At 44.1% G+C, this 21439-nt stretch carries 14 protein-coding genes; 10 read left to right on the top strand and 4 right to left on the bottom strand.

Annotated features, from left to right (window positions below; all coding sequences use genetic code 11):
• Positions 1 to 8 precede the first annotated feature (8 nt).
• The 8 genes from FOR85_RS02365 to FOR85_RS02330 all read left to right on the top strand — a co-directional run bounded on the left by FOR85_RS02365 (position 9) and on the right by FOR85_RS02330 (position 10822).
• A complete protein-coding gene (locus FOR85_RS02365; protein ID WP_144296543.1) occupies positions 9 to 818 on the top strand; it encodes a phosphatidate cytidylyltransferase in 810 nt (269 codons plus the stop codon).
• A gap of 170 nt (positions 819 to 988) precedes the next feature.
• Positions 989 to 2197, top strand: a complete 1209-nt coding sequence (gene ispC, locus FOR85_RS02360; protein ID WP_144296542.1) for a 1-deoxy-D-xylulose-5-phosphate reductoisomerase — start codon at positions 989 to 991, stop codon at positions 2195 to 2197.
• A 59-nt stretch (positions 2198 to 2256) separates the two neighbouring features.
• The gene (gene rseP, locus FOR85_RS02355) at positions 2257 to 3633 is read left to right on the top strand and encodes an RIP metalloprotease RseP (protein WP_144296541.1); all 1377 of its coding nucleotides are present in this window, start codon (positions 2257 to 2259) and stop codon (positions 3631 to 3633) included.
• Positions 3634 to 3897: 264 nt separating this feature from the next.
• Entirely contained in the window at positions 3898 to 6324 is a 2427-nt protein-coding gene (gene bamA / locus FOR85_RS02350; RefSeq protein ID WP_068404565.1) for an outer membrane protein assembly factor BamA, read from the top strand.
• A 160-nt stretch (positions 6325 to 6484) separates the two neighbouring features.
• Positions 6485 to 7501: a UDP-3-O-(3-hydroxymyristoyl)glucosamine N-acyltransferase gene (gene lpxD / locus FOR85_RS02345; protein WP_144296540.1), complete on the top strand. Its 1017-nt coding sequence runs from the start codon at positions 6485 to 6487 to the stop codon at positions 7499 to 7501.
• Between the two features lie 114 nt (positions 7502 to 7615).
• Positions 7616 to 8125, top strand: a complete 510-nt coding sequence (gene fabZ / locus FOR85_RS02340) for a 3-hydroxyacyl-ACP dehydratase FabZ (protein WP_144296539.1) — start codon at positions 7616 to 7618, stop codon at positions 8123 to 8125.
• Between the two features lie 257 nt (positions 8126 to 8382).
• On the top strand, positions 8383 to 9162 hold the full coding sequence (lpxA, locus tag FOR85_RS02335; protein ID WP_068404561.1) for an acyl-ACP--UDP-N-acetylglucosamine O-acyltransferase: 780 nt from the start codon (positions 8383 to 8385) through the stop codon (positions 9160 to 9162).
• 307 nt (positions 9163 to 9469) lie between these two features.
• Positions 9470 to 10822, top strand: coding sequence for a sodium-dependent transporter (locus FOR85_RS02330; RefSeq protein ID WP_144296538.1), 1353 nt, complete (start codon positions 9470 to 9472; stop codon positions 10820 to 10822).
• A 162-nt stretch (positions 10823 to 10984) separates the two neighbouring features.
• On the opposite strand, the gene tgt is transcribed toward FOR85_RS02330, so the two are convergent.
• Positions 10985 to 12136 (bottom strand): tRNA guanosine(34) transglycosylase Tgt, encoded by a 1152-nt coding sequence (gene tgt / locus FOR85_RS02325; RefSeq protein ID WP_102076366.1) that lies wholly within the window; start codon positions 12134 to 12136, stop codon positions 10985 to 10987.
• 284 nt (positions 12137 to 12420) lie between these two features.
• On the opposite strand from tgt, the gene FOR85_RS02320 reads away from it, so the two are divergent.
• Positions 12421 to 13065: a heme-binding protein gene (locus FOR85_RS02320; RefSeq protein ID WP_223808469.1), complete on the top strand. Its 645-nt coding sequence runs from the start codon at positions 12421 to 12423 to the stop codon at positions 13063 to 13065.
• Between the two features lie 82 nt (positions 13066 to 13147).
• Here the strand turns inward: FOR85_RS02320 and asd are convergent, their stop codons facing one another.
• Positions 13148 to 14281, bottom strand: a complete 1134-nt coding sequence (gene asd / locus FOR85_RS02315; protein WP_144296537.1) for an aspartate-semialdehyde dehydrogenase — start codon at positions 14279 to 14281, stop codon at positions 13148 to 13150.
• A 453-nt stretch (positions 14282 to 14734) separates the two neighbouring features.
• Between asd and FOR85_RS02310 the strand changes: the two genes are divergently transcribed.
• Positions 14735 to 15868 carry an endonuclease/exonuclease/phosphatase family protein gene (locus tag FOR85_RS02310; protein ID WP_190295479.1) on the top strand — a complete coding sequence of 378 codons (1134 nt, stop codon included), beginning with the start codon at positions 14735 to 14737 and terminating at the stop codon, positions 15866 to 15868.
• Between the two features lie 620 nt (positions 15869 to 16488).
• Here the strand turns inward: FOR85_RS02310 and FOR85_RS02305 are convergent.
• Positions 16489 to 17898 carry a peptidylprolyl isomerase gene (locus FOR85_RS02305; RefSeq protein WP_144296536.1) on the bottom strand — a complete coding sequence of 470 codons (1410 nt, stop codon included), beginning with the start codon at positions 17896 to 17898 and terminating at the stop codon, positions 16489 to 16491.
• 187 nt (positions 17899 to 18085) lie between these two features.
• Positions 18086 to 21151 carry an LPS-assembly protein LptD gene (locus FOR85_RS02300; protein ID WP_144296535.1) on the bottom strand — a complete coding sequence of 1022 codons (3066 nt, stop codon included), beginning with the start codon at positions 21149 to 21151 and terminating at the stop codon, positions 18086 to 18088.
• Positions 21152 to 21439: the final 288 nt, after the last annotated feature.

The following is a 21439-nucleotide window of genomic DNA, read 5'->3' as shown; positions in this document are numbered from 1 at the left end:
CGATAAGTATGTGGCAACGAATTAAGACGGCAATTGTTCTCGTTATTATCGTTGGTATTGCAATGTTTGCGAGCCAAACGCCTATTTTATTTGCACCGCTGCTAGCGATTGGCGTCATTATTGCCGCCCACGAGTGGACCAAACTGATGCCAAAGTGGCAGCAGCCTGCGTTGTTTGTGCTGTTGGTTTTGGCGCTGACCATCGTCTCGCTGATGTTTAAAGTCACGTGGCTGTTTTGGTGGGTAGCGTCACTAATTATCTGGCTGATGGCACTGTCTTGGGTGCGAGTCTTTCCTAATCATACTAGCTGGTACGGTAAGAAATTAGCATTGATGGGCGCTATTATATTAACCGCTGCCATTACCGCTATGTTTTACTTATGGCAACTGTCCGCATGGTGGCTGCTGTATGTATTCTTATTGGTCTGGTGTGCTGATAGTGGCGCTTACTTTGTTGGGCGTAAGCTCGGTCGCCGTAAGATGGCGCCAAACGTCTCACCCAACAAAAGCATGGAAGGGCTAGCAGGCGGCTTGGTAACAGGTTTGCTTGTGGTCATCGTCATTAGTGTCTTTAAACTACAATTGACTGGCCTACCGTTAGTCGCTTTTGTAGCACTGTCAGCACTGACGATTTTGGCTTCTGTACTCGGCGATTTATTTGAGTCGATGCTCAAGCGCCGCGCTGACGTTAAAGATTCTGGAACGATTTTGCCAGGGCATGGCGGGGTACTTGACCGCATTGATTCGTTATTGTCTGCCACGCCGATATTTGCCCTTGGCTTTTGGGCGCTACAGCAGCTCGGTTTAATGGTCGTATAGCAATAACTAGTTTAAGAATAAAAAGTCTAAAAATAAAAAACTATCAGGCTAAAAATATAAAATAGGTAGGGCTTACATATTTGGTAGCGACTAGGCTGCCTCGTATTAGATTCTATACCTTATATTATTGTCTTTATTTCTCATTTAATTTCACCGTATTATAGGCATAGATGGTTATGACCCAACGCATCGCCGTACTAGGCGCGACAGGCTCGATAGGCGATAGCACGTTAGCAATTTTGGCGGCACAACCACAGAACTACGACGTTTATGCCTTATCAGGCTACCATCGTTTAGATAAATTATTCGCGCTTTGTCAACAGTTTTTGCCAAAACGCGTCAGTGTACCGACAGCAGCGGTCGATGATTTCGCTCAGCGTCTTAGTACAGCTGGTCTTAATATCGACGTGGTCGGCGGCGCTACAGGGCTGGTCGATATTGCGACTGATCCGCAAACCGATACCGTCGTCGCTGCTATCGTAGGCGCAGCCGGTCTGCCTTCTACTTTGGCAGCCGCGCGTGCAGGCAAGCGTATTTTATTGGCGAATAAAGAAGCATTGGTCATGGCAGGAAAGGTGATGATTAATGCGGTTAAAACGCATCACGCGACTTTGCTGCCTTTAGATTCAGAACACAATGCGATCTTCCAGTGTTTACCCTTTGCGATTCAACAAGACAGTAGCCAAATTCATCAGCCAAACCATGGCGTTCGTAAGCTTTGGTTGACCGCGTCTGGCGGGCCTTTTTTGCAGCAGTCATTTGCGCAAATGCAGCAAGCTAGCGTCGCTGAAGCAGTTAAACATCCCAATTGGTCAATGGGGCAAAAGATATCGGTTGACTCAGCAACGATGATGAATAAAGGGCTTGAACTCATCGAAGCTTGTCATTTATTTGATTTGAGTGAGGATAAGATAAATGTGGTGATTCATCCACAAAGTATCATTCACTCAATGGTAGAATATAGTGATGGTAGCTTTTTGGCGCAGCTTGGCAGCCCTGACATGAAGACGCCTATTGCCCATGCCCTCAGTTACCCTGCCCGTATCGATAGTGGCTCGCAGCCATTAGATTTATTTGCATTAAGTGGTTTAGAGTTTATTGAGCCTGATTTGCAAAAATTTGCCTGTTTGCGTTTGGCAAGGCAGGCGATGCAAGCGGGTACGCAGGCCACGATTGTACTAAATGCGGCCAATGAGATTGCAGTTGCCGCATTTTTAAATGGGCAGATTCGTCTGACTGATATTGCCGATATTAATGCGCAAGCACTAGATGAGATACAAGTAGCGGTATTAAATGAGACTGCCGATATTGAAGATATTTTAGCGATTGATAACATAGCGCGTCAGCATACTGATACGTTAGTGGCAAAGTTGGCATGAATCTATCAAAATTCAGTCATTTGATAAACGATGTTAAAAGAGCATATTGAGAAAAGATCATGACGTTTTTATTAACGCTACTTGCGGCAATATTTGTCTTAGGTCCACTCATCGCCTTACATGAGTGGGGCCATTACATCGTGGCGCGTCTGTGCGGCGTTAAAGTACTGACGTACTCTATTGGCTTTGGTCCGAAACTCTTTGGTTGGACCAGTAAAAAAAGTGGCATCGATTATCGTATCTCGGCACTGCCGCTTGGTGGCTACGTCAAAATGCTTGATGAGCGTGAAGGTGAGGTAGCAGCAGACGAGCTACATCTAGCGTTTAATCGTCAGCATCCGCTCAAAAAGATTGCGGTGGTTGCCGCAGGTCCTATCATGAATTTTGTCATCGCTATTGCATTATTTTGGGTGTTATTTATGACCCCATCAGAGCAATTGGCGACAAAGATAGGGCAGGTGCTACCAGATACCCCAGCAGCGATGGCACAGTTGCCCGTGGGCGATAAAATTGTCGCTATTGATGGTCATGACGTACAAACGTGGGAAGGTATTAACTATCGCCTTGCTGGGCGTATGGGTGAGACGGACAGTGTCAGTGTCACCTTACAGTCTGAGGCAACAGGTAGTAATGCCACCAAAACCTATCAAGCACCGATTAAAGAATTTATGCAAGGCGACGCGCAAGGCAAAGATGCGTTATCAAGCTTTGGTATGATACCGTGGCAACCAAACATCGCACCAATCGTTGGCAATTTAACGCCCGATGGCGCTGCCAGCCGTCAAGGCCTACAGGTTGGTGACCGCATTACGGCTATTAATGGTAAAGAGGTTATCGACTGGATTAGCGCCACGCGTATCATTCGCGACAATCCTGAAACTTTGCTTAATTTCACTGTCTTACGTGACGGCAAACAAATTCAGTTATCCATTATGCCGCAAGGTAAAAAAGACAATTTAGGTAACGATTACGGGCAAATTGGTGCTATGGTGGCAGAGTCTGAAATTGTCATTCCTGACGCCTACAAAACCACGGTTGTCTACGGCCCTGGTGAGTCATTGATTAAGTCGTTTGAGAAAACGGAGCAGTTAGCCGTCATGACGGTCAGCTCAATGGGCAAGATGCTGTCTGGTATGATAGGTTTGGAGAATTTATCAGGTCCGATTACCATTGCGAAAGTCGCCAAACAAAGCTTTGATATTAGCTGGCAAATGGTATTATCGACAGCAGCGTTGATCAGTTTGAGCCTTGCGGTCTTGAATCTTTTGCCCATTCCAGTATTAGATGGTGGACATATTGTCTACTATCTTATTGAGCTGATACGCGGTAAACCTCTGTCTGAAGGCGTGCAAATGGTTGGTCTAAATATCGGTTTACTCTTGCTGGCAGGTTTCATGGTGTTAGCAATTGGTAATGATATCAGTCGGCTATTTTGATAAATAATGCGGTGGTTTATTAACTAAAGCATGATGGTTTAATGCTTGCATGCTGCTACAGCGCAGGCAGTTCATGTAATACGGCGCTTGTTTTCTATTACCGCTACTGTACTAATTTTATTTTTTAGTTTATTTTATGATGCGTTTTATATAAAGTGTCCTGAGTCTGCCGTGCTGAAGTTTTTCGACTTTATGCGAAATGGGCTAGACAACACGTGCTTTTTACCTTAACTTAAGCAAGTTTTTTATTGACGGATAGTGTTTATGCGTACGCCTTTATTTATGAGCGCGGCTGGGTTGCCGTTAGTTGTAGCAATGATGAGTATGCCGGTGCAGGCTGCAGAATTTGTGGTCACTGATATCGGCTTTAATGGTCTACAACGCCTAACTCCTGATAGTCTCTATCCAGTTTTGCCGATTTCGGTGGGTGATACGGTTAATGATAGTCGTTTGGCCGCCAGTATTAAGGCACTATATGCGACTGAAAACTTCGCTGATATTCAAAGTCGTGTCGAAGGCGGCAAGTTGCGCTTTGATGTCGTCGAGCGTCCTATCATCGCTGAAGTCAACTTTGAAGGCAATAAACTTATCCCAAAAGAAGGGCTTGAGCAAGGGCTTGGTAACGCTGGTTTGTCTGTGGGTGATGTGCTAAAGCAAGCGACCTTGCAAGGTGTTGCCAACGAGCTACAACAGCAATATATTAGTCAAGGTTATTACAATAGCAATATCGAAGTCGATCAGACATTATTAGATGGTAATCGCGTCAAGCTTGATGTGCGCTTTATCGAAGGTAAACCCGCCAAAGTCGTCGATATCAATATCATTGGTAATAAGCACTTTAGTGATGAGCAGATTAAAGACGTTTTTGCAGTAAAAGAGTCGTCGTGGACGCGCCTATTATCTAAGTCTGACCGCTATGCTAAAGAAAAGCTGGCGGCCAGTTTAGAAAATTTAAAAGCACTTTATCAAAACGATGGTTATGTACGTTTTTCTGTCGATAATGCCGTTCTCAATATTAGCGAAGATAAGAGCAATGTGTTTATCGAAGTCAGTCTTAGCGAAGGCGAGCAGTATCAATTTGGTGAAGTGAACTTCTTAGGTAAACCAACCTTTGATAACGCTGAGCTGAAAGAGCTGGTCACGTTTGCGCCCGATGAAAAATATTCACAAGCCAAACTGGATGCGACCACTGCTGCACTGAAGAGCCGTTATGGTAATGAAGGATATTATCTCGCGCAAATCAGACCAGTACCGCGTATCAATGATGAGACCAAAGTGGTCGATATCGACTATTATATTGATCCTGCGCGTCCTATTTATGTGCGCCGTATCAACTTTACGGGTAACTTAAAAACTCAAGATGAAGTATTGCGCCGTGAAATGCGTCAATTAGAAGGTACACTGGCCTCTAATGATAAAATTCAGCTATCACGTACCCGTTTGATGCGTACCGGTTTCTTTAAGGCGGTCAACGTTGATGTAAAGCCTGTGCCCAACCAGCCAGACCAAGTTGATGTCAACTATACGGTCGAAGAGCAGCCTTCTGGCAGCTCAACGATTGCTGCTGGTTACTCGCAAAGTGGCGGTGTGACTTTCCAGTTAGACTTAACCCAAAATAACTTTATGGGTACGGGTAACCGCGTGAAAGCAGCGCTATCACGTTCAGAAACGCGCGATTCTTACAGCTTAGGTTATACCGATCCGTACTTTACCGAAAACGGTGTGTCGCAAGGTGTCAGCGCATATTATCGCGAAACCAAATACGACGACAGAAACGTTAGTAATTATGTCACTGATGCTTACGGTGCTACGTTGAACTACAGTTATCCTGTTGATGAAACCAAACGTGTGAGCGCAGGATTAAACGTTGATAAGACCACCGTACGTGCTGGTAGCCGTCTTGGTGTGTCCAACGTGCAGCAGATTATTGATGGTGGTGGTTCATTCGAAAAATTTATCAATGATGATAATGAGTTCTCGGGTCGCACCGGCTTTAAAAACGATTATCAGACCTACAACTTATTACTAGGCTGGGATTACAGTACGCTAGATCGCCCCGTATTCCCAAACAAGGGCATGAGCCATACCGTCGATGCAACCATTGGTTTTGGCGATGAAAGTTATCAAAAACTTGTTTATCGTGGCAATATCTACTATCCGATTTATAAAGATTGGGTTGCCCGCGGTTATACCAAGCTTGGCTACGGTAATGACTTGCCATTTTATGAAAACTTCTACGCCGGTGGTTATGGGTCAGTACGTGGTTACGAAGCTTCAACGCTAGGACCTAAATCGCAAAGCTACTATGATGCGGTCAGTGATAAACCGGGCTCGTTAAAACCAGAAGAGATCGGCGGTAATGCGTTGGTTAGCTTTGGTACCGAGCTAATTCTACCAATGCCGTTTAAAGGCGATTGGGCGGATCAAGTACGTCCAGTATTATTCGCCGAAGGTGGTCAAGTATTTGATACCACAGATAAAGAGGACCGCACTTTTATTGATCCTGTTAGTGGTGACGATACGGGTGTTCCATTATTAACCCAAGATAATAATTTCCGCTTTAGTGCGGGTTTAGGGGTAACCTGGTATACACCAATTGGTCCGATTTCGCTCAGTTATGCTGTGCCTATCGGTGACAAAGAAGGCGATGAGACTGAAAAAGTTCAGTTCCAAATCGGTAATACTTTTTAGTCCGATAAAGTTAAATGCAGCGGTTTAATTGCTTTTGTTCGTTTATGCAGCTAAGTAAACTAGTCCGCAGTTAAAATTTAATAGGTCGCCAAGCTGATATCTCAACTTGGCGACTCACTTATTCATACCCATACTAATTTTAATTATACTAATAGCAACTATGATAACGATTGAGCAACTTATCACGCGGATTGAGCAGCGTCAGCCGGTTCTTAACAAGGATGACCTTAGCGCTGAGCAGTTGTGCCTAAGATTAGAGGGTATCGGTAATTTAACCACCGCCAATTCGCAGCAATTAAGCTTTTTAGCCAATCCGCATTATCTGCCTAGTCTGGCAACCAGTCAGGCTGGAGCTGTGCTGACCACCTCAGACCATCAAAGCAAAGTTGCACAGAATACGGTTGCCTTAATCGTTGCGGCGCCTTATTTGGCTTATGCCAGTGCCAGTCAACTATTTGCCCGTACGGCCTTGTTTAAGGGTATTCATCCGAGTGCCGTGATAGCGGAAAGCGCTGTTATTGGCAACCAAGTGACTGTTGGGCCTTTTTGTATGATTGGCGAAGGGGTACAAATTGGTGATCGCAGTGTGCTCGATGCGCACGTGGTCATTGATGCGAACAGCAGTATTGGTACCGATTGTGTGCTCAAGTCACAAGTGGTCATCGGGCATGATTGTGTGCTTGGTAATCGTGTAAGATTGCATGCTGGCGTTAGCATAGGGTCAGAAGGCTTCGGCTTTGCACCTACGAGTAATCCTAGTGTTACCGGCTGGGAGCGTATTGCTCAATTAGGACGCGTGGTAATTGGCGATGATGTACGTATAGGTAGCCAAACCTGTATCGATCGCGGTGCAATTGACGATACGGTGATTGGCAATCATGTTATTATTGACAATCTTGTACAAGTTGCCCATAACGTCCGTATTGGCGATGGTACTGCCATCGCGGCGCAAACTGGTATCGCGGGTAGTACCACTATCGGTAAGCGCTGTATTATCGGCGGTGCTGTTGGCATTACTGGCCATATTGAGATTGCTGATGATGTTACCTTATCTGGCATGACTATGGTGACCAAATCCATTACCAAGGCTGGTTCATACTCCTCTGGTACAGCGGCCATGCCAACCGCCAATTGGCGCCGTGCGGCGGTACGCTTTCGCCAGCTTGGTCGCGATTAGTCTAGCGCGGTTAATACATAACTCAACAACATATCCAATTTATTTATAAAATTTAAAAACACAGCAATGCTTAAACACAAAGCACTGCTTAGTATATAGCAAGGAAGCGCGATTATGAGCACAATTGATATTGATAGACCAAGTGATGAAGAGATCAAAAGCTTAGCAGAACAAGGCTTAACACTGCCATTAACCTATCATACATTGAAGCATTATCTGCCGCATCGTTATCCGTTTTTGCTGGTAGATAAAGTCATATCGTGCAGCCCTGGCGAATGCATTACAGCGATCAAAAACGTGACCATTAATGAAGAGTTTTTTAATGGACACTTTCCCGATCAGCCCATCATGCCGGGTGTATTGATGGTGGAGTCGATGGCGCAAGTATCGGGCGTCCTTGGGTTTATCAGTGCCGGATTGACGGCAGAAGATGGTTATTTGTATTTGTTTGCAGGGGTGGATAAAGTGCGCTTTAAACGCCGTGTTATCCCTGGTGACCAGCTGATTATCCGTGCAAAAACCGTGATGCAAAAGCAGGGTATCTATAAGTTTGATTGTACCGTCCATGTCGAAGATGAGCTTGCTGCTAGTGCCCAAATTATGATTGCCCGTCAGGGACAATAAAATACGATGAACGCTAACGTATGACAAGTTTATAAGATTGGCTAAATCTTCCGCCTTTAGATAATTGTTAATAGGAATCTAGAAATTTATCTCGGTATTTTACCTAGATTGCCACTTTTAAAAATCGTTATGCTTTTGGGCTTCGTTGTCTTTTTAACCAGTTTTAACCAAAACCAGTATCAGGTTGATTATTTACCCTAAGCTTGCTTTACTTGTTTTACTATTTATTCGCATCAGATGATACAAAGGTCCATATTATGAGTCAGATTCATCCAACAGCACTCATCTCACCGTCCGCTAACATTGATGAGACTGCCATCATTGGTCCTTATTGTATTGTCGGTGATGAAGTTTCTATTGGCGCCCATACGGTATTGCATCGGCACGTGGTCGTAGCAAGACTGACGCGTATCGGGCAATACAACCAGTTTTATCAGTTCGCCAGTATCGGCGAAGACCCGCAGGATTTGAAATACGCTGGTGAACGTACGTGGCTTGAAATTGGCGATCATAATACCATTCGCGAGGCGTGTAGCTTGCACCGTGGCACTGAGCAAGACGGCGGCTTGACGAAGATTGGCAGTCACAATCTTTTGATGGTCAATACCCATGTGGCCCATGATTGTTTAATCGGCGACCATAATGTACTGGCTAATAATGTCGGGGTGGCAGGGCATGTGACTATCGGTAATCATACGATTATTGGCGGCAACTCAGGTATTCATCAGTTTTGTACCATTGATGATTACAGTTTGGTTGGCGGCGCCAGCCTAATTTTAAAAGACGTCGCTGCTTTTACCATGGTTTCAGGTAATCCTGCCAAAGCCCACGGGCTAAATGTCGAAGGTATGCGCCGTAAAGACTGGTCTAAAGAGACGATTGATGTATTGCGCCAAGCGTATCGTGTTATCTACCGATCAGGTCTAACAACGGCTCAAGCGCTTGAGATTTTAAAAACAGAGCTATTACCAACAGAGCCAAAAATCGCCCTGCTAATAGATTCGCTACAAAAAAGCCGCCGCGGTGTGGTTCGCTAAACATAGTTTTACTAATTATAAAAATACTGTGATAGCTCGATTTTCAAAGTAATATACTTTGACAAATTATCTCGATAAATATAAAAAGCCATAACTATTAGTTATGGCTTTTTATATTTATCGCTACTTGACTTTTTTGGTCGCTTAGCAGAAACTGGGCGTTTACGATATTGTAAACAATTCTTTCATAATGTTGCTAAGCGCGTCACATTGACAAGCTGGTTAAATGAGTCTCAGTCATTAAGAGCGATTTATGATAATCAAGGAAGATTATAAGCAACAGTAATTGAAGCACGAGGAAGGCAAAATGGCTATTAATAAACAAGAACATGCTCAGTGGAGCTCAAATTTTGGCTTCGTACTAGCAGCAGTAGGATCGGCAGTTGGTTTAGGAAATATTTGGAAGTTCCCTTATATGGTTGGGGAGAGTGGTGGTTCCGCTTTTGTTATCGCCTATTTATTTTGTCTTGCTCTGATTGGTTTTCCAATTTTGGTTGCAGAATGGCTGGTTGGTCGCCGTGGGCAAAAAAACCCTATCAATACGTTTTCTGATGTCGCCGCAAGCGAAGGTAAAGCACGCAGTTGGGGTATTGTCGGTGCGACTGGTATTTTAGGTGGCTTTTTAATCTTATCGTTTTATAGTGTCATCGGTGGTTGGGCGCTTAATTACATCACCAAAGTTGGCTCAGGCAGCTTTGCCGGACAAGACGGTGACTCTGTAGCGGCAACCTTTGATGCGATGTTGGCGTCAGCTGGCACCTTGACAATTTGGCATACGGTGTTCATGGCAATCACCGCTTTAATCGTCGGTGTTGGTGTCACGAAAGGTATTGAAAACACTGCCAAAGTGCTTATGCCTTTACTGGGTGTGATTTTATTCGTGATTGTTGGTTACAACGTCATGAATGGCGGTTTTGGCCAAGCGGTGAACTACCTGTTTGCGCCAGACCTTAGTAAGTTAAATGGCGATGTGATGCTAGCGGCGCTTGGTCATGCTTTCTTTACCTTATCTATCGGTATGGGCATCATGGTGGCTTATGGCTCTTATTTGGGTCGTGATGTCAATCTATTAAGCACGGCGCGTACCGTTGTTATTCTAGACACTGTCATTGCTTTAGCGGCTGGTTTGGCTATTTTCCCAATTATCTTTAACAACGGTCTTGATCCTGCTTCAGGTCCTGGTCTTATCTTTGTCAGTTTGCCAATTGCTTTTGGTAGCATGGGCGCCGGTGCCATCATTGGTACGTTGTTCTTCTTATTGATTACCTTTGCCGCTGTGACTTCTTCAATCTCATTACTTGAGCCAACGGTTGAGCTGTTAGAAGAGCGTACGCCAATGAACCGTACGGTATCGACCATCGTCGCTAGTATCGCGGTTTGGTTATTAGGTATCGCAGCTTTGTTGTCATTCAATCTATGGAGCGACTTTACCATCATGGGTAATGGTATTTTTGATGCTCTGGACAAATTAACCAGTAAATTCATGTTACCTTTAACCGGTCTTGCCGCGATTATCTTTGTCGGTTGGAAAATGGATCAACGTAGCATTCAGCAAGAGCTTGGATTGTCTAATGGTACCTGGCAATTATGGCAAATCATTGCTAAATTCGTCGCGCCGATTGCTGTACTGATTGTTTTTGTGGCCACATTAATGAGCTAATAGATTGCCTATTACCTATTAATAGTATTAATATTTTAGGTAATAAAGACTCTAGCTAAACAAAAAGGGCTTAAGATTAATCTTAAGCCCTTTTCCATTTTAATGTCTCTCGCTTAAAGCAGCTTCAAGCATCTTACGCAGATAAAATAACTCTAGAAATGGTTAACGTAAATTGAGTTCAGGAACGCTTTGTCCGCGTTTACTATAAAACTCATTTACAAACTCATCAAACTTATCTTGTTCAATCGCGTCTCTGATACCTTGCATCAAACGCTGATAGTAACGCAGGTTATGAATAGTCGCTAGCTGCGCCCCTAGCATCTCTTTACATTTATTTAGATGTGATAAGTAAGCACGGCTAAAGTTTTGGCAGGTATAGCAGTCACATTCAGGGTCTAATGGCCCTTCATCAGTGCGATACTGGCTATTACGTATGCGTATAATGCCGGCATTCTCAGCGTCACCGGTGACAAAGTAATGACCATTACGGGCGTTGCGAGTCGGCATCACGCAGTCAAACATATCGACGCCGCGGCGTACCCCTTCAACGAGGTCTTCAGGCTTACCAACGCCCATCAAATAGCGCGGCTTGTCAGCGGGCATATCGTCGGCGATATAATCTAGGACGTCTATCATCTCTTCTTTTGGTTCGCCAACCGATAAACCGCCGATGGCATAACCATCAAAGCCAATCTCAAGCAGACCTTCGAGTGATTGCTGACGCAAATCGGCATACATACTGCCTTGGATAATGCCAAATAAGGCATTGGTGCTGCCAAGCTTCTTATGCTCATCGACACAGCGCTGGCCCCAGCGTAGTGACAACTCTAAAGATTTTTTGGCTTCTTCATGAGTGGCAGGATAGGGCGTGCACTCATCGAACTGCATCACGATGTCTGAGTTTAAGCTATATTGAATTTGCATCGATTTTTCTGGCGATAAAAATACTTTTGCGCCATCGATAGGCGATTTAAAAGTCACGCCTTCTTCGGTGATTTTACGCATGGCCCCAAGACTGAATACTTGGAAACCACCCGAATCGGTAAGGATTGGCTTATCCCAATGCATGAATTTATGCAGACCACCAAATTTATCAATGATATCAGTGCCCGGACGCAGCCATAAATGGAAAGTATTGCCCAAGATAATATCGGCGCCAATCGCTTCGATATCCCGTGGCAGCATGCCTTTTACGGTACCATAAGTACCCACTGGCATAAAAGCAGGCGTTTGCACATCGCCATGATTGAGATGAACCGTACCACGGCGTGCGCGCGTGATACCGCTGGCCGTTTTGTGTAAAACAAATTGCATAAGATAACCGCTATTTAAGCTATGAAAATGGCGCTAATTATAACATTGTTAAGCATTTTTTTGGACATGGATATTTAAGCGGCTGACAATTGGTTTAGAGAAGGAGAGCGTTTATAAAATAGCCTAAGCATGCTAACAATTAAATGGGACATTAATCGCTTATTAATTGGCATGCTATAACCGAAAAATACAGACATTCTTGCTAAGTCATTGCTAAAGTAGAAGAGTGGCTACTATAAATCAAATAAATGTTAAGGTCTAAATGTATATAGCGGAGAGATAATATGGCTAAAACACGCTATTTGTCATCGATTCGCTTGCTATTGAATAACGACTTATCAAATAAAGCCCTATTAAATGGACTGTTATTAACGAGCGCATTATTACTATCAGGAGCAGCTATGGCAACCGAAGAGCCAAAATATACTGTACTAAAACAGACTGAAGACTTTGAGCTGCGTCGTTACGATGAGCAGTTAATGGCACAGACTTGGGTAACGGGCGATCAAGATGCCGCCAGCCGTGCAGGATTTAAGATTCTAGCAGATTATATCTTTGGCAATAATAGCGCCGCAAATGGCAAGATTCGTAAAATTAGTATGACTGCGCCAGTCAGCATTCAACAAACTAAAGATAAATGGCGCGTGCAATTTACCATGCCAAGCCAATATACGCTGCAAACGCTGCCAAAACCCAATAATCCGAATATCGAAATTGTAGAAGTTCCAGCGCAAACTTATGGCGTTATTAAATTTTCAGGATTGGCGGGTACTGAAAAGGTCGCGGCAAAAACTAAAGAGCTACAATCTTGGATGCAAGGGCAAAATTTAACCATCACAGGTAAGCCTGAGCTGGCGCGTTATAATCCACCTTGGACGCTGCCATTTATGCGCCGCAATGAAGTGATGATTGCTTATCAGCCTAAATGATTCATTATTGAAAAAATAACGCCAAAAATGATGCCAAAAAAAGACAGCAAGCGCTGTCTTTTTTATTGGCGATTAAATAAGATTAGCTGTTTTGCTCACGGATGATATTCAGCATACGGCGTAATGGCTCTGCTGCGCCCCATAATAGCTGGTCGCCGACAGTGAACGCACCCAAATATTCAGGGCCCATATTGAGCTTGCGTAGGCGTCCTAGCGCCACTGTTAAAGTGCCAGTTACTGCTACCGGTGTTAAGCGATTTATAGCAGCTTCTTTGGTATCTTCAACCACATCTAACCACTGATTACCGCTATTTTTCAATGCCGCTTCGATTTCTTCTAGCGGGATGTCTTTTTTAAGTTTAATCGTTAAGCCTTGAGCGTGACAACGCATGGCGCCAACGCGGACACACATACCGTCAATGGCAATTTTATCGGCTTCAGAATTGCCAAGGATTTTATTGGTTTCAACGCCACCTTTCCATTCTTCGCGCGATTGTTTGTTTTCTAACTGCGAATCGATATAAGGAATCAAACTGCCTGCTAGTGGTACGCCAAAGTATTGCTTTGGAAAGTCGTCTGAGCGCTGTGTCTGAGCGATTTTTTTATCGATCTCAAGGATGGCGCTGGCAGGGTCGGCAAGCTCGTCTTTGACTGCTTCATGGAGTACGCCCATACCTTCGATTAGCTCGCGCATGTTGTTGGCGCCAGAGCCACTCGCTGCTTGATAAGTCATGGCGCTGACCCATTCAACCCAGCCTTTATTAAACAGCTCCCCGATTGCCATCAGCATCAGTGACACGGTACAGTTACCACCGATGAAGTCTTTTTTGCCATTTGCCAGTGCCTTATCAATCACATTGCGGTTAACAGGATCAAGAATGATGATGCTGTCATCTTCCATACGTAAAGTGCTTGCCGCGTCAATCCAGTAGCCAGTCCAACCGCTATCACGTAGGGGCTGATGTACCTTTGAGGTATAATCGCCGCCTTGGCAGGTGATAATTACGTCACAGGCAGCAAGTGCTTCAATATCATGAGCATCTTTTAGTTTGCTGGTCTTGATACCGTCAAAGCTTGGGGCGTCGCCGCCAGCGTTACTGGTCGAAAAAAACACTGGTGTGATACCATCGAAGTCTTTTTCTTGACGCATACGCTCTATCAATACTGACCCGACCATACCGCGCCAGCCTACCAAGCCTACTGTTAAATTACTCATAAAACTCAATCCTTTTCACCATAAATTGTTGCACTGCCAACCGATAACAATGCCGTGAATAGCAGCAAAAAGCAAGGTTTTTTAGAGAATATACCGCATTTTTTAGATATGACTTATTCACTTTTCTACTTATCAATGCTACTACCCATAAAGCCTGCTATTTATTAAGCTTGCTGATTATTTATCGTGTCAACTTCTCTTAAATTCAAGCCCCTCTAAATAAGGCTTAAATTGTAATTTTTTATAGCCGCTAACGTCTAATGAATGTTCAATAGTAGGCGCAGGCGTGATGAGGTGCTAAAGTAAGCAGGCTATTTATCTTGTGACAAAGGTTTAGAGTTCAGCCGCTCAATCATTTTTAGCTTAAATAAATTTAGCCCAAACAATTATTATATAAAGAATATTCACTATTATTGGCTTTGCCATTCATTTAATAAACGGTTGACACACATTATGGATCTCTCCCTCTTATATTATGGCGCTCAGTGGTTGGCAGGATTCATCGCCTTTGTCACTATTTGGGGCTTGTTGCCTCTTGATAATTGGTGGGTGCGAGGTGTTGAGTTTCCCCGTATTCAAATCATGTTCCTCGGGTTCGCCGCTTGGCTTGGCATGGTTATATTTTGGTCGGACTGGCAGCTTGGTCAGTGGCTGTTATTTATCGTTTTAAGTAGCGCGCTCGCCTTTCAATTGCGTATGGTGTTGCCCTATACCATACTTTGGAAAAAAGAAGTGCTCACTGCCAAGGATATGCCAAATGGACATGCGCACCAGCTTAAAATCATGGTTTCAAACGTATTGACGCCCAATGATGAGACCCAAAAACTGGTTGAACTGGTAAAAGATAAGCGCCCCGATATTTTAATTACTTTAGAGACTGATAAAAAATGGGAGAAAGCCCTTAATCAAATAGAAGCAAATTATCCTTATACTGTCAAAGTGCCTTTGGATAATCTATACGGTATGCATCTGTATTCTAAGCTTGAGCTCATAGACCCTGAAGTTAAGTATTTGATGATTGATGATATTCCATCTATCCATACGCAGCTACGTTTGCAGGGTGGACAAGTGATTTGGCTCTATTGTTTGCACCCGATGCCGCCCAGTCCGACAGAGGCAGATAAGTCTACGACCCGCGATGCTGAGCTGCTGATGGTTGGAAAACATATCAAAGAAAATAAGCAAACGGCGATATTGGCAGGAGATTTAAACGATGTCGCTTGGTCAAAGACTACCCGCCGCTTTCAACGTATCTCAGGCTTGCTAGATCCTCGTATCGGGCGCCATTTTATCAATACCTTTCATGTTAAATATCCGTTTTTACGTTGGGCGTTAGATCATATTTTCCATAGTGCCTGCTTCACCTTAGTCGATATTCAGCGCATGCCGTCTATCGGCTCCGACCATTTTCCGGTGCTGACAACGCTACAATACGAGCCCGAAAAAGTCAGCACCCAAGAAACTAATGCGCCAACTGAGAAGGCAGAAGATGTCAAAGAGGCAAAAAATATCATTGAAGCGGGTAAGGAAGAGGGCTGTAAAGTATCAAAAGAACATGCAGAGGCTGAAAAGGAAAGTGATTGCTAAAAAGGTTTTATTATCTGTATAAAACCCTCGCCACAAACAATAGCGACGTAAGCAAATGCTTACGCTAAATAAGGTCTTTAGCCTCTAGTCGTCCCGCGTCAATTCACCTAGAATACAACCATCAACACAAGGATACGTAAGGATGCAGTGTTGAGGCAGTAACAATAAAAGCACAGGTCAGCCCGCTGTCTTATAGGTTACTGTTTATGACTTAGGACGAGTCAACACGGAAGAGATAATAACAACAATATGAAACGCCATAGCCCTGAACCCATCGCCCTAGGTTCGGGGCTTTTCTTTGTGCATTATTTTTATTTGAAAAATATTTTCGACCGTTAATAAAAGCGTTAATGAATGTATAGTTAAAATATCCTAAAAACGCGACGGTATTGCTGATATCAATTTTTTGTAGCCTCTGTCTGCACAGGCACAGCAAGCAAGAAAAATTGATATCAGCAGTGCGTGATGTATTGTTATTACTTTTCACTCACTATAGAGCTCTAAGCTAAAGCTTATCCCATCATTTATGGAGTTTTTAATAAATGACTTAAATTAAAAAAGGGTACATGCATTGGCACATACCCTTTTTTAAAATGTTTTCGATATTGTTAAATTACTAACTAGCCCAGTATTTGAATATAAGCGCCGGCTTGTAGTTCTTGTAGCCAGTCTTCTTTGGCTTGCGGAGCAAGGCGCTGATATAGCGCTTGACGTGCCATATTGCGACGGTATTCATCGCTGACATCTTGCTCGCGCTTGCCTTCAACTTTTAGAATGTGCCAGCCAAATTGTGTTTTGAATGGTGCAGAATAATCGCCGACTGGGGTATTCTTCATCGTTGCTTCAAACGGACCAATCATTTGCTCTTCACCAACCCAATCCAAATCGCCACCGCGTCCTGCTGAACCGGGATCATCTGAATAAGTTGAGGCTAGGCTCGCAAAGTCGGCTCCTTTACGTAATTGCTCGTAGAGGTCATTGATTTTTTGCTCAGCCAAAGCATCGGTTTGTAGCTCATCGACTTTGACTAAAATGTGACGCGTATGCCACTGCGGCACTAGCATGGTATCACTGGATTTTTTATCAGCCAGTTTGATGATATCAATACCTTCTGGGGTCACTAACGGCGCACTGACGGCGCCAACTTCAAGTTTGGTGATTTCGCTAGCAAGCTCGGTTGGTAGTGCAGCCGCTTTATGAAAGCCCATATCGCCCCCTTGCAGCTGAATAGGGTAGCTGCCTTGACTTGCGGCAATGGCTTCTGTGACATCGACATTTGGCGCTTGCAGTCGTGTGCGTAGACGCTGCGCGACTTTTAATGCTTCTTCACGCTGGGCGTCCGACAGACGGCTGTAATCGTCCATATAGGGGATACGTACGTGAATAGTTTGATATTCGCTTTGACTCAAACGCTTGGCTTCAGGAGAGGCCAAAAAGGCATCGATATCTTGTTCGCTGATGCGCACGCGGCTTGCGATTTGGCGCTGCTGCAAGGCTTGAATCGCGGCATCTTCAATCAATTGCGCGCGTAGGGTAGCATAACTGCCTGGTTTTGCGGCGTCCAAACGTTGTTGTAACTCGCCAAGGCTGCTGAGTCCTTCTGCTTGGGCGATTTGAGCCAGCCGCTGATTGATGGCAGCTTCATCAGGATTGAGACCAACTCGTTTGACCATTGAGAGTTGTAATTCACGCATAATGAGGGCGTTTAGTACTTCAGACTGTAGCTGGGCTGAATTGGGAATGGGTTCACCAGCCGCCTGCGCTCGTGCTTGGGTTTGCGCCATAGCAGCGATCAGATCGCTTTTTAAGATAGCGTTTTCATTGACTAAGGCAATGATACCGTCCGTACTATTGGCAGGCGTCAAACGTACGGCGCTATTTTTCTGAGTGCCAGCATCAACGTTTGCAGCTGAAGTTTTTGCAGGCTTAACGGTGGCTGCTTGCGCACTTAGGCTCAGAGCAATAGCGCCCGTCATACCCATAGAAAGCAATACAACTCGGCTTGTCTGACGTAAAGAAAAAAATCTCATGATGCTCCTCATCAATGTCATTGCATCGGATGGTAATCGGTTAAGCCCTAGCCGTTACTCTTCATTTAAGTAGCGGCTAAGGCTGTTTATAATAGGGTGTAAACACTGCTATATGCTGTTATAGCACAAATGTTACTTGATACATAAACCATCAATCATACGTGAGTCTAAGGATATAGACGACGTTTTATTCATCTTTCCAGGCGCTTTGAACCGGCTCAAAGCCCAACACTTTATCAGAAAGTAAGCGTGTTAAGCGGCTGCTACCGCTACCAAGACCGTTGAGTCTGATTTCTGCCATAATCGCTTGTGTAGGTTTGTCTTTGATGTTTAAGTCATTATAGTAACGACGACCATAAACTGCAAAACCAAAACAGCAATCCTCATAATCAACACCGACTAACGAGTCGAGCATCTTATCACGATTATAATCGTATTGACCTTGCGCCAATACGCGCCAGTTATTATTAATTGGGAAAACCGCTGATGCGGTAAACGCCGATAAAGGTAACTGGTCGGTGTTTTCATCGCGCATACGCTTCACAAAGCCGACGTTAAATAAACTGTTGTCAGATGGCTGATAACGCAGCTCAGTGGTGATATAGTTTAAATCATAGCTATGAGTAAGCGCGCCGCTTACATCGACCCAGACGTTATTATAAGGCTGGGTACTGGTATCCCACACCAATCCTGAGGAAGAATTCGTCAGCACAGGTTTTTGGCCTTCAAGGGTCACGCGCCCATCATCGATATAAAACTGCTCTGCGATACTACCATCAAAACGTGTCACACCCGTTGCATCGATGTAACGATAATTAATACCGGGTGTAAAGGCATGCAAATCTTGCAAGCGGTCATGACCTAAAAACCAGCTGTCCGAAAACAGTTGCTCGTAGTTGATAGAGGCAATACGGGTATTAAAGTTAGGAATATCGTTTTGGTCTTTATAGGGCGAGTAGGTATATTTTAAGCGCGGACTGAGCAAGCGATAACCGCCTAAAGTATCGTCAAAGGCGCCAAAGGGTGAGCCCGCTTGAGAAAAGTGCAAGCCAGCATCGACACTGACTTGAGGCACAAATACCGATTGGTTGCCGTCATCTTTGCTCAAATCATTGTCCGCCAAACTGTCTTCATCATAAGACGTATACAGATGCTGTAAGCTGAGCTTAGGTTTGATATAGCCCCAAGATTTTTCCATCGGATAAACGGCGCTTAATTTATTATAAAAACGCGTGCCACTTTTTTCATTTTCAGAGCCATCATCGATGGATTTTTTAAAATAAGCCGAGTCACTTACGCCTGTGATATCAAAGCTTTTTGCCCATGGTAGACGATAGTCAAGTTTAAGCTGTGGCAAGCGCGAGTACGGCTTGTCTTTATCTTGTAAAGGCTGTCCATTATTGTTAAATGCATCGAGCGTTTGGAAAGTCTCGACTTTTAATTCACCATTGACATAATCGTTATAATAATTCACCCGCGCACGGCGTGGTAGGTTTAACGTATTGTCTGACAAACCCAAGGTATCGAAGTCGTTGAGATAATCGGCATCTGACACATAGCTATATTTTGCGTCGCCACTTAAGCGCGGAATACTGGTAGATGACCAATAATGATCGTAAAAAAAGCTGCTACGATCTTCGCCATCATATTTTTTATCATTGGGCAAATAAGAGCCGTTAAAAATTCCTTCGCCGTACTCTTCAGTTAGATAACGAAACTCACCGGAGAGCATGGGGTTACGGTTGGTATAAACGCGAGTGTTAAGGGTGGCGTCGTAGTTCGGCGCTAAATTAAAATAATAAGGTACGTCAACTTCAAGGCCGCTTTCACTACCGACACTCGCGCTCGGTAATAAGAAGCCGCTGCTGCGTCTATTGTCTATAGGGAAATTAAAATAGGGTAAATAAAATACCGGTACATCAGCAATTTTAAACGTTGTGTTGTAAGCTTCGCCGCGGCCTGTTTCGGTATCTAAATCGATGCTTTTGGCATCAAACTGCCATTTGCGGTTGGTCGGCGGGCAAGTACTAAACATCACTTCATCAAGCTCATACTGCGTCTCGTTAGGGCGGTTTAAGCGCTTGGCATAGCCGTGCGCTTGCAGCTCTACGCTAGCAAAAGCCACGTCCTTAGCTGTTGATTGTCCGGTTTCGGTATTATAATTTAAGCTGTCCGCGACGCCGATAAGACCGCCAGTTGATGCTTTTTCACTGAGGCTAGACTTAGCGTTTTGACCATTGATATTTTGTCCGTTGCTGTTTTGAAAACGGTTAGCTTCGGCCAAGCCAGTAGCGTCTTTGTTTTGTCCAGTCGCTTGGTCGGTAAACATCACTTTACCCTGTGCGGCCGCCACATTGTTGTTCAAATCGAGTACGATTTTTTCCGCTTCGATATGCTGCGTACCTTGGTCAACGATGACATTACCAGAAAGCTCGGCGTAGTCGACATTGTCGTAATAGCCATAATCCGACTCTGCAAACAGTGGCGCTTGATTATTAGGAATGCCGTTTAAGTTGGGCGCTGGCTGGCCGTTAGGTGCGCCCGTTTCATTGATCGCACGTTGGTAATTAGGATTTTTCTTAGGATAAACCCATTGACCTTCACAGCGCTGGGCGCTATCGACGCTATTTGGTAGCAGTTTTAAGTCGTTGCCTACAGGTTCAATGGTTTGCGCGGCAAAAGAGTTTTGAGTATCTCCGTTATTACTATTTACTACGTCATCATTGCTATTATTGTGTAACGTAGCGGGATCTGTATCAGGCGTTAATTCATAAAATTCTGCTAAACGCATCAGACTGTCTTGAATGCTTTCGTCATTGACATCAATGCTGCTCTTATTGGATTTGGCTGTGCTGCTGTTATTGACGGGCGCAGTGGTATTGTTTGTTTTAGTAGCGTTATTGACGGCATTATTATTAATATTAATACCGTCACTGCTGTCATTAATTGCCGTTATATTTACGTTGTCATTGGTAAATACGTCATTATTGTTGAAAACAGGCGCAGTTGTTAATTGACTGTTTAACGCTTTATTATTAGCATCAGCAGCGCCATTTTGGGTTTGATTGCCCTTTTCAGTAGAGAGGGTAGACATGGCGGCGTCACTACTATTTTCAGTGATTAGTGGCTCAGTCGTCTGTGCATCAACATTGTTATCGACAGGATTAAGAGCCGCACTGACCGTCAAGCTGGTTAAGCCCAAGGCGCCAAATAAAATCAAACGGATGCTTTGGTAAAGCGGAGAATATAACAAGGGCACACCTATGATTGTAGAGCCTATTGGATTGCGATCGTTAAATGACAGGCTATATTTTAACGGTATTTCACGGCGAATAAACCTATCATTAAGACGATAATCTCGAAAATCGGAACGTTTTACATATAATGACGACTAATCATAGTCAAAAAAAACCAAATCAGCTACACTATTTACCAAAATTTATAATATAGCGGATGATACAGACCTTTTTACGGCGGCATAGCCAGTAGAGTTTGTCTGCTTAAAGCGGCTGCATTGCTCAGTTGCACGCTCATTATTTTA

The organism is Psychrobacter sp. YGAH215 (assembly GCF_007280595.1).
Taxonomy (GTDB): domain Bacteria; phylum Pseudomonadota; class Gammaproteobacteria; order Pseudomonadales; family Moraxellaceae; genus Psychrobacter; species Psychrobacter faecalis.
Note: the sequence above shows the minus strand (reverse complement) of the source record. Positions and strands in the feature narration are given on the sequence as shown.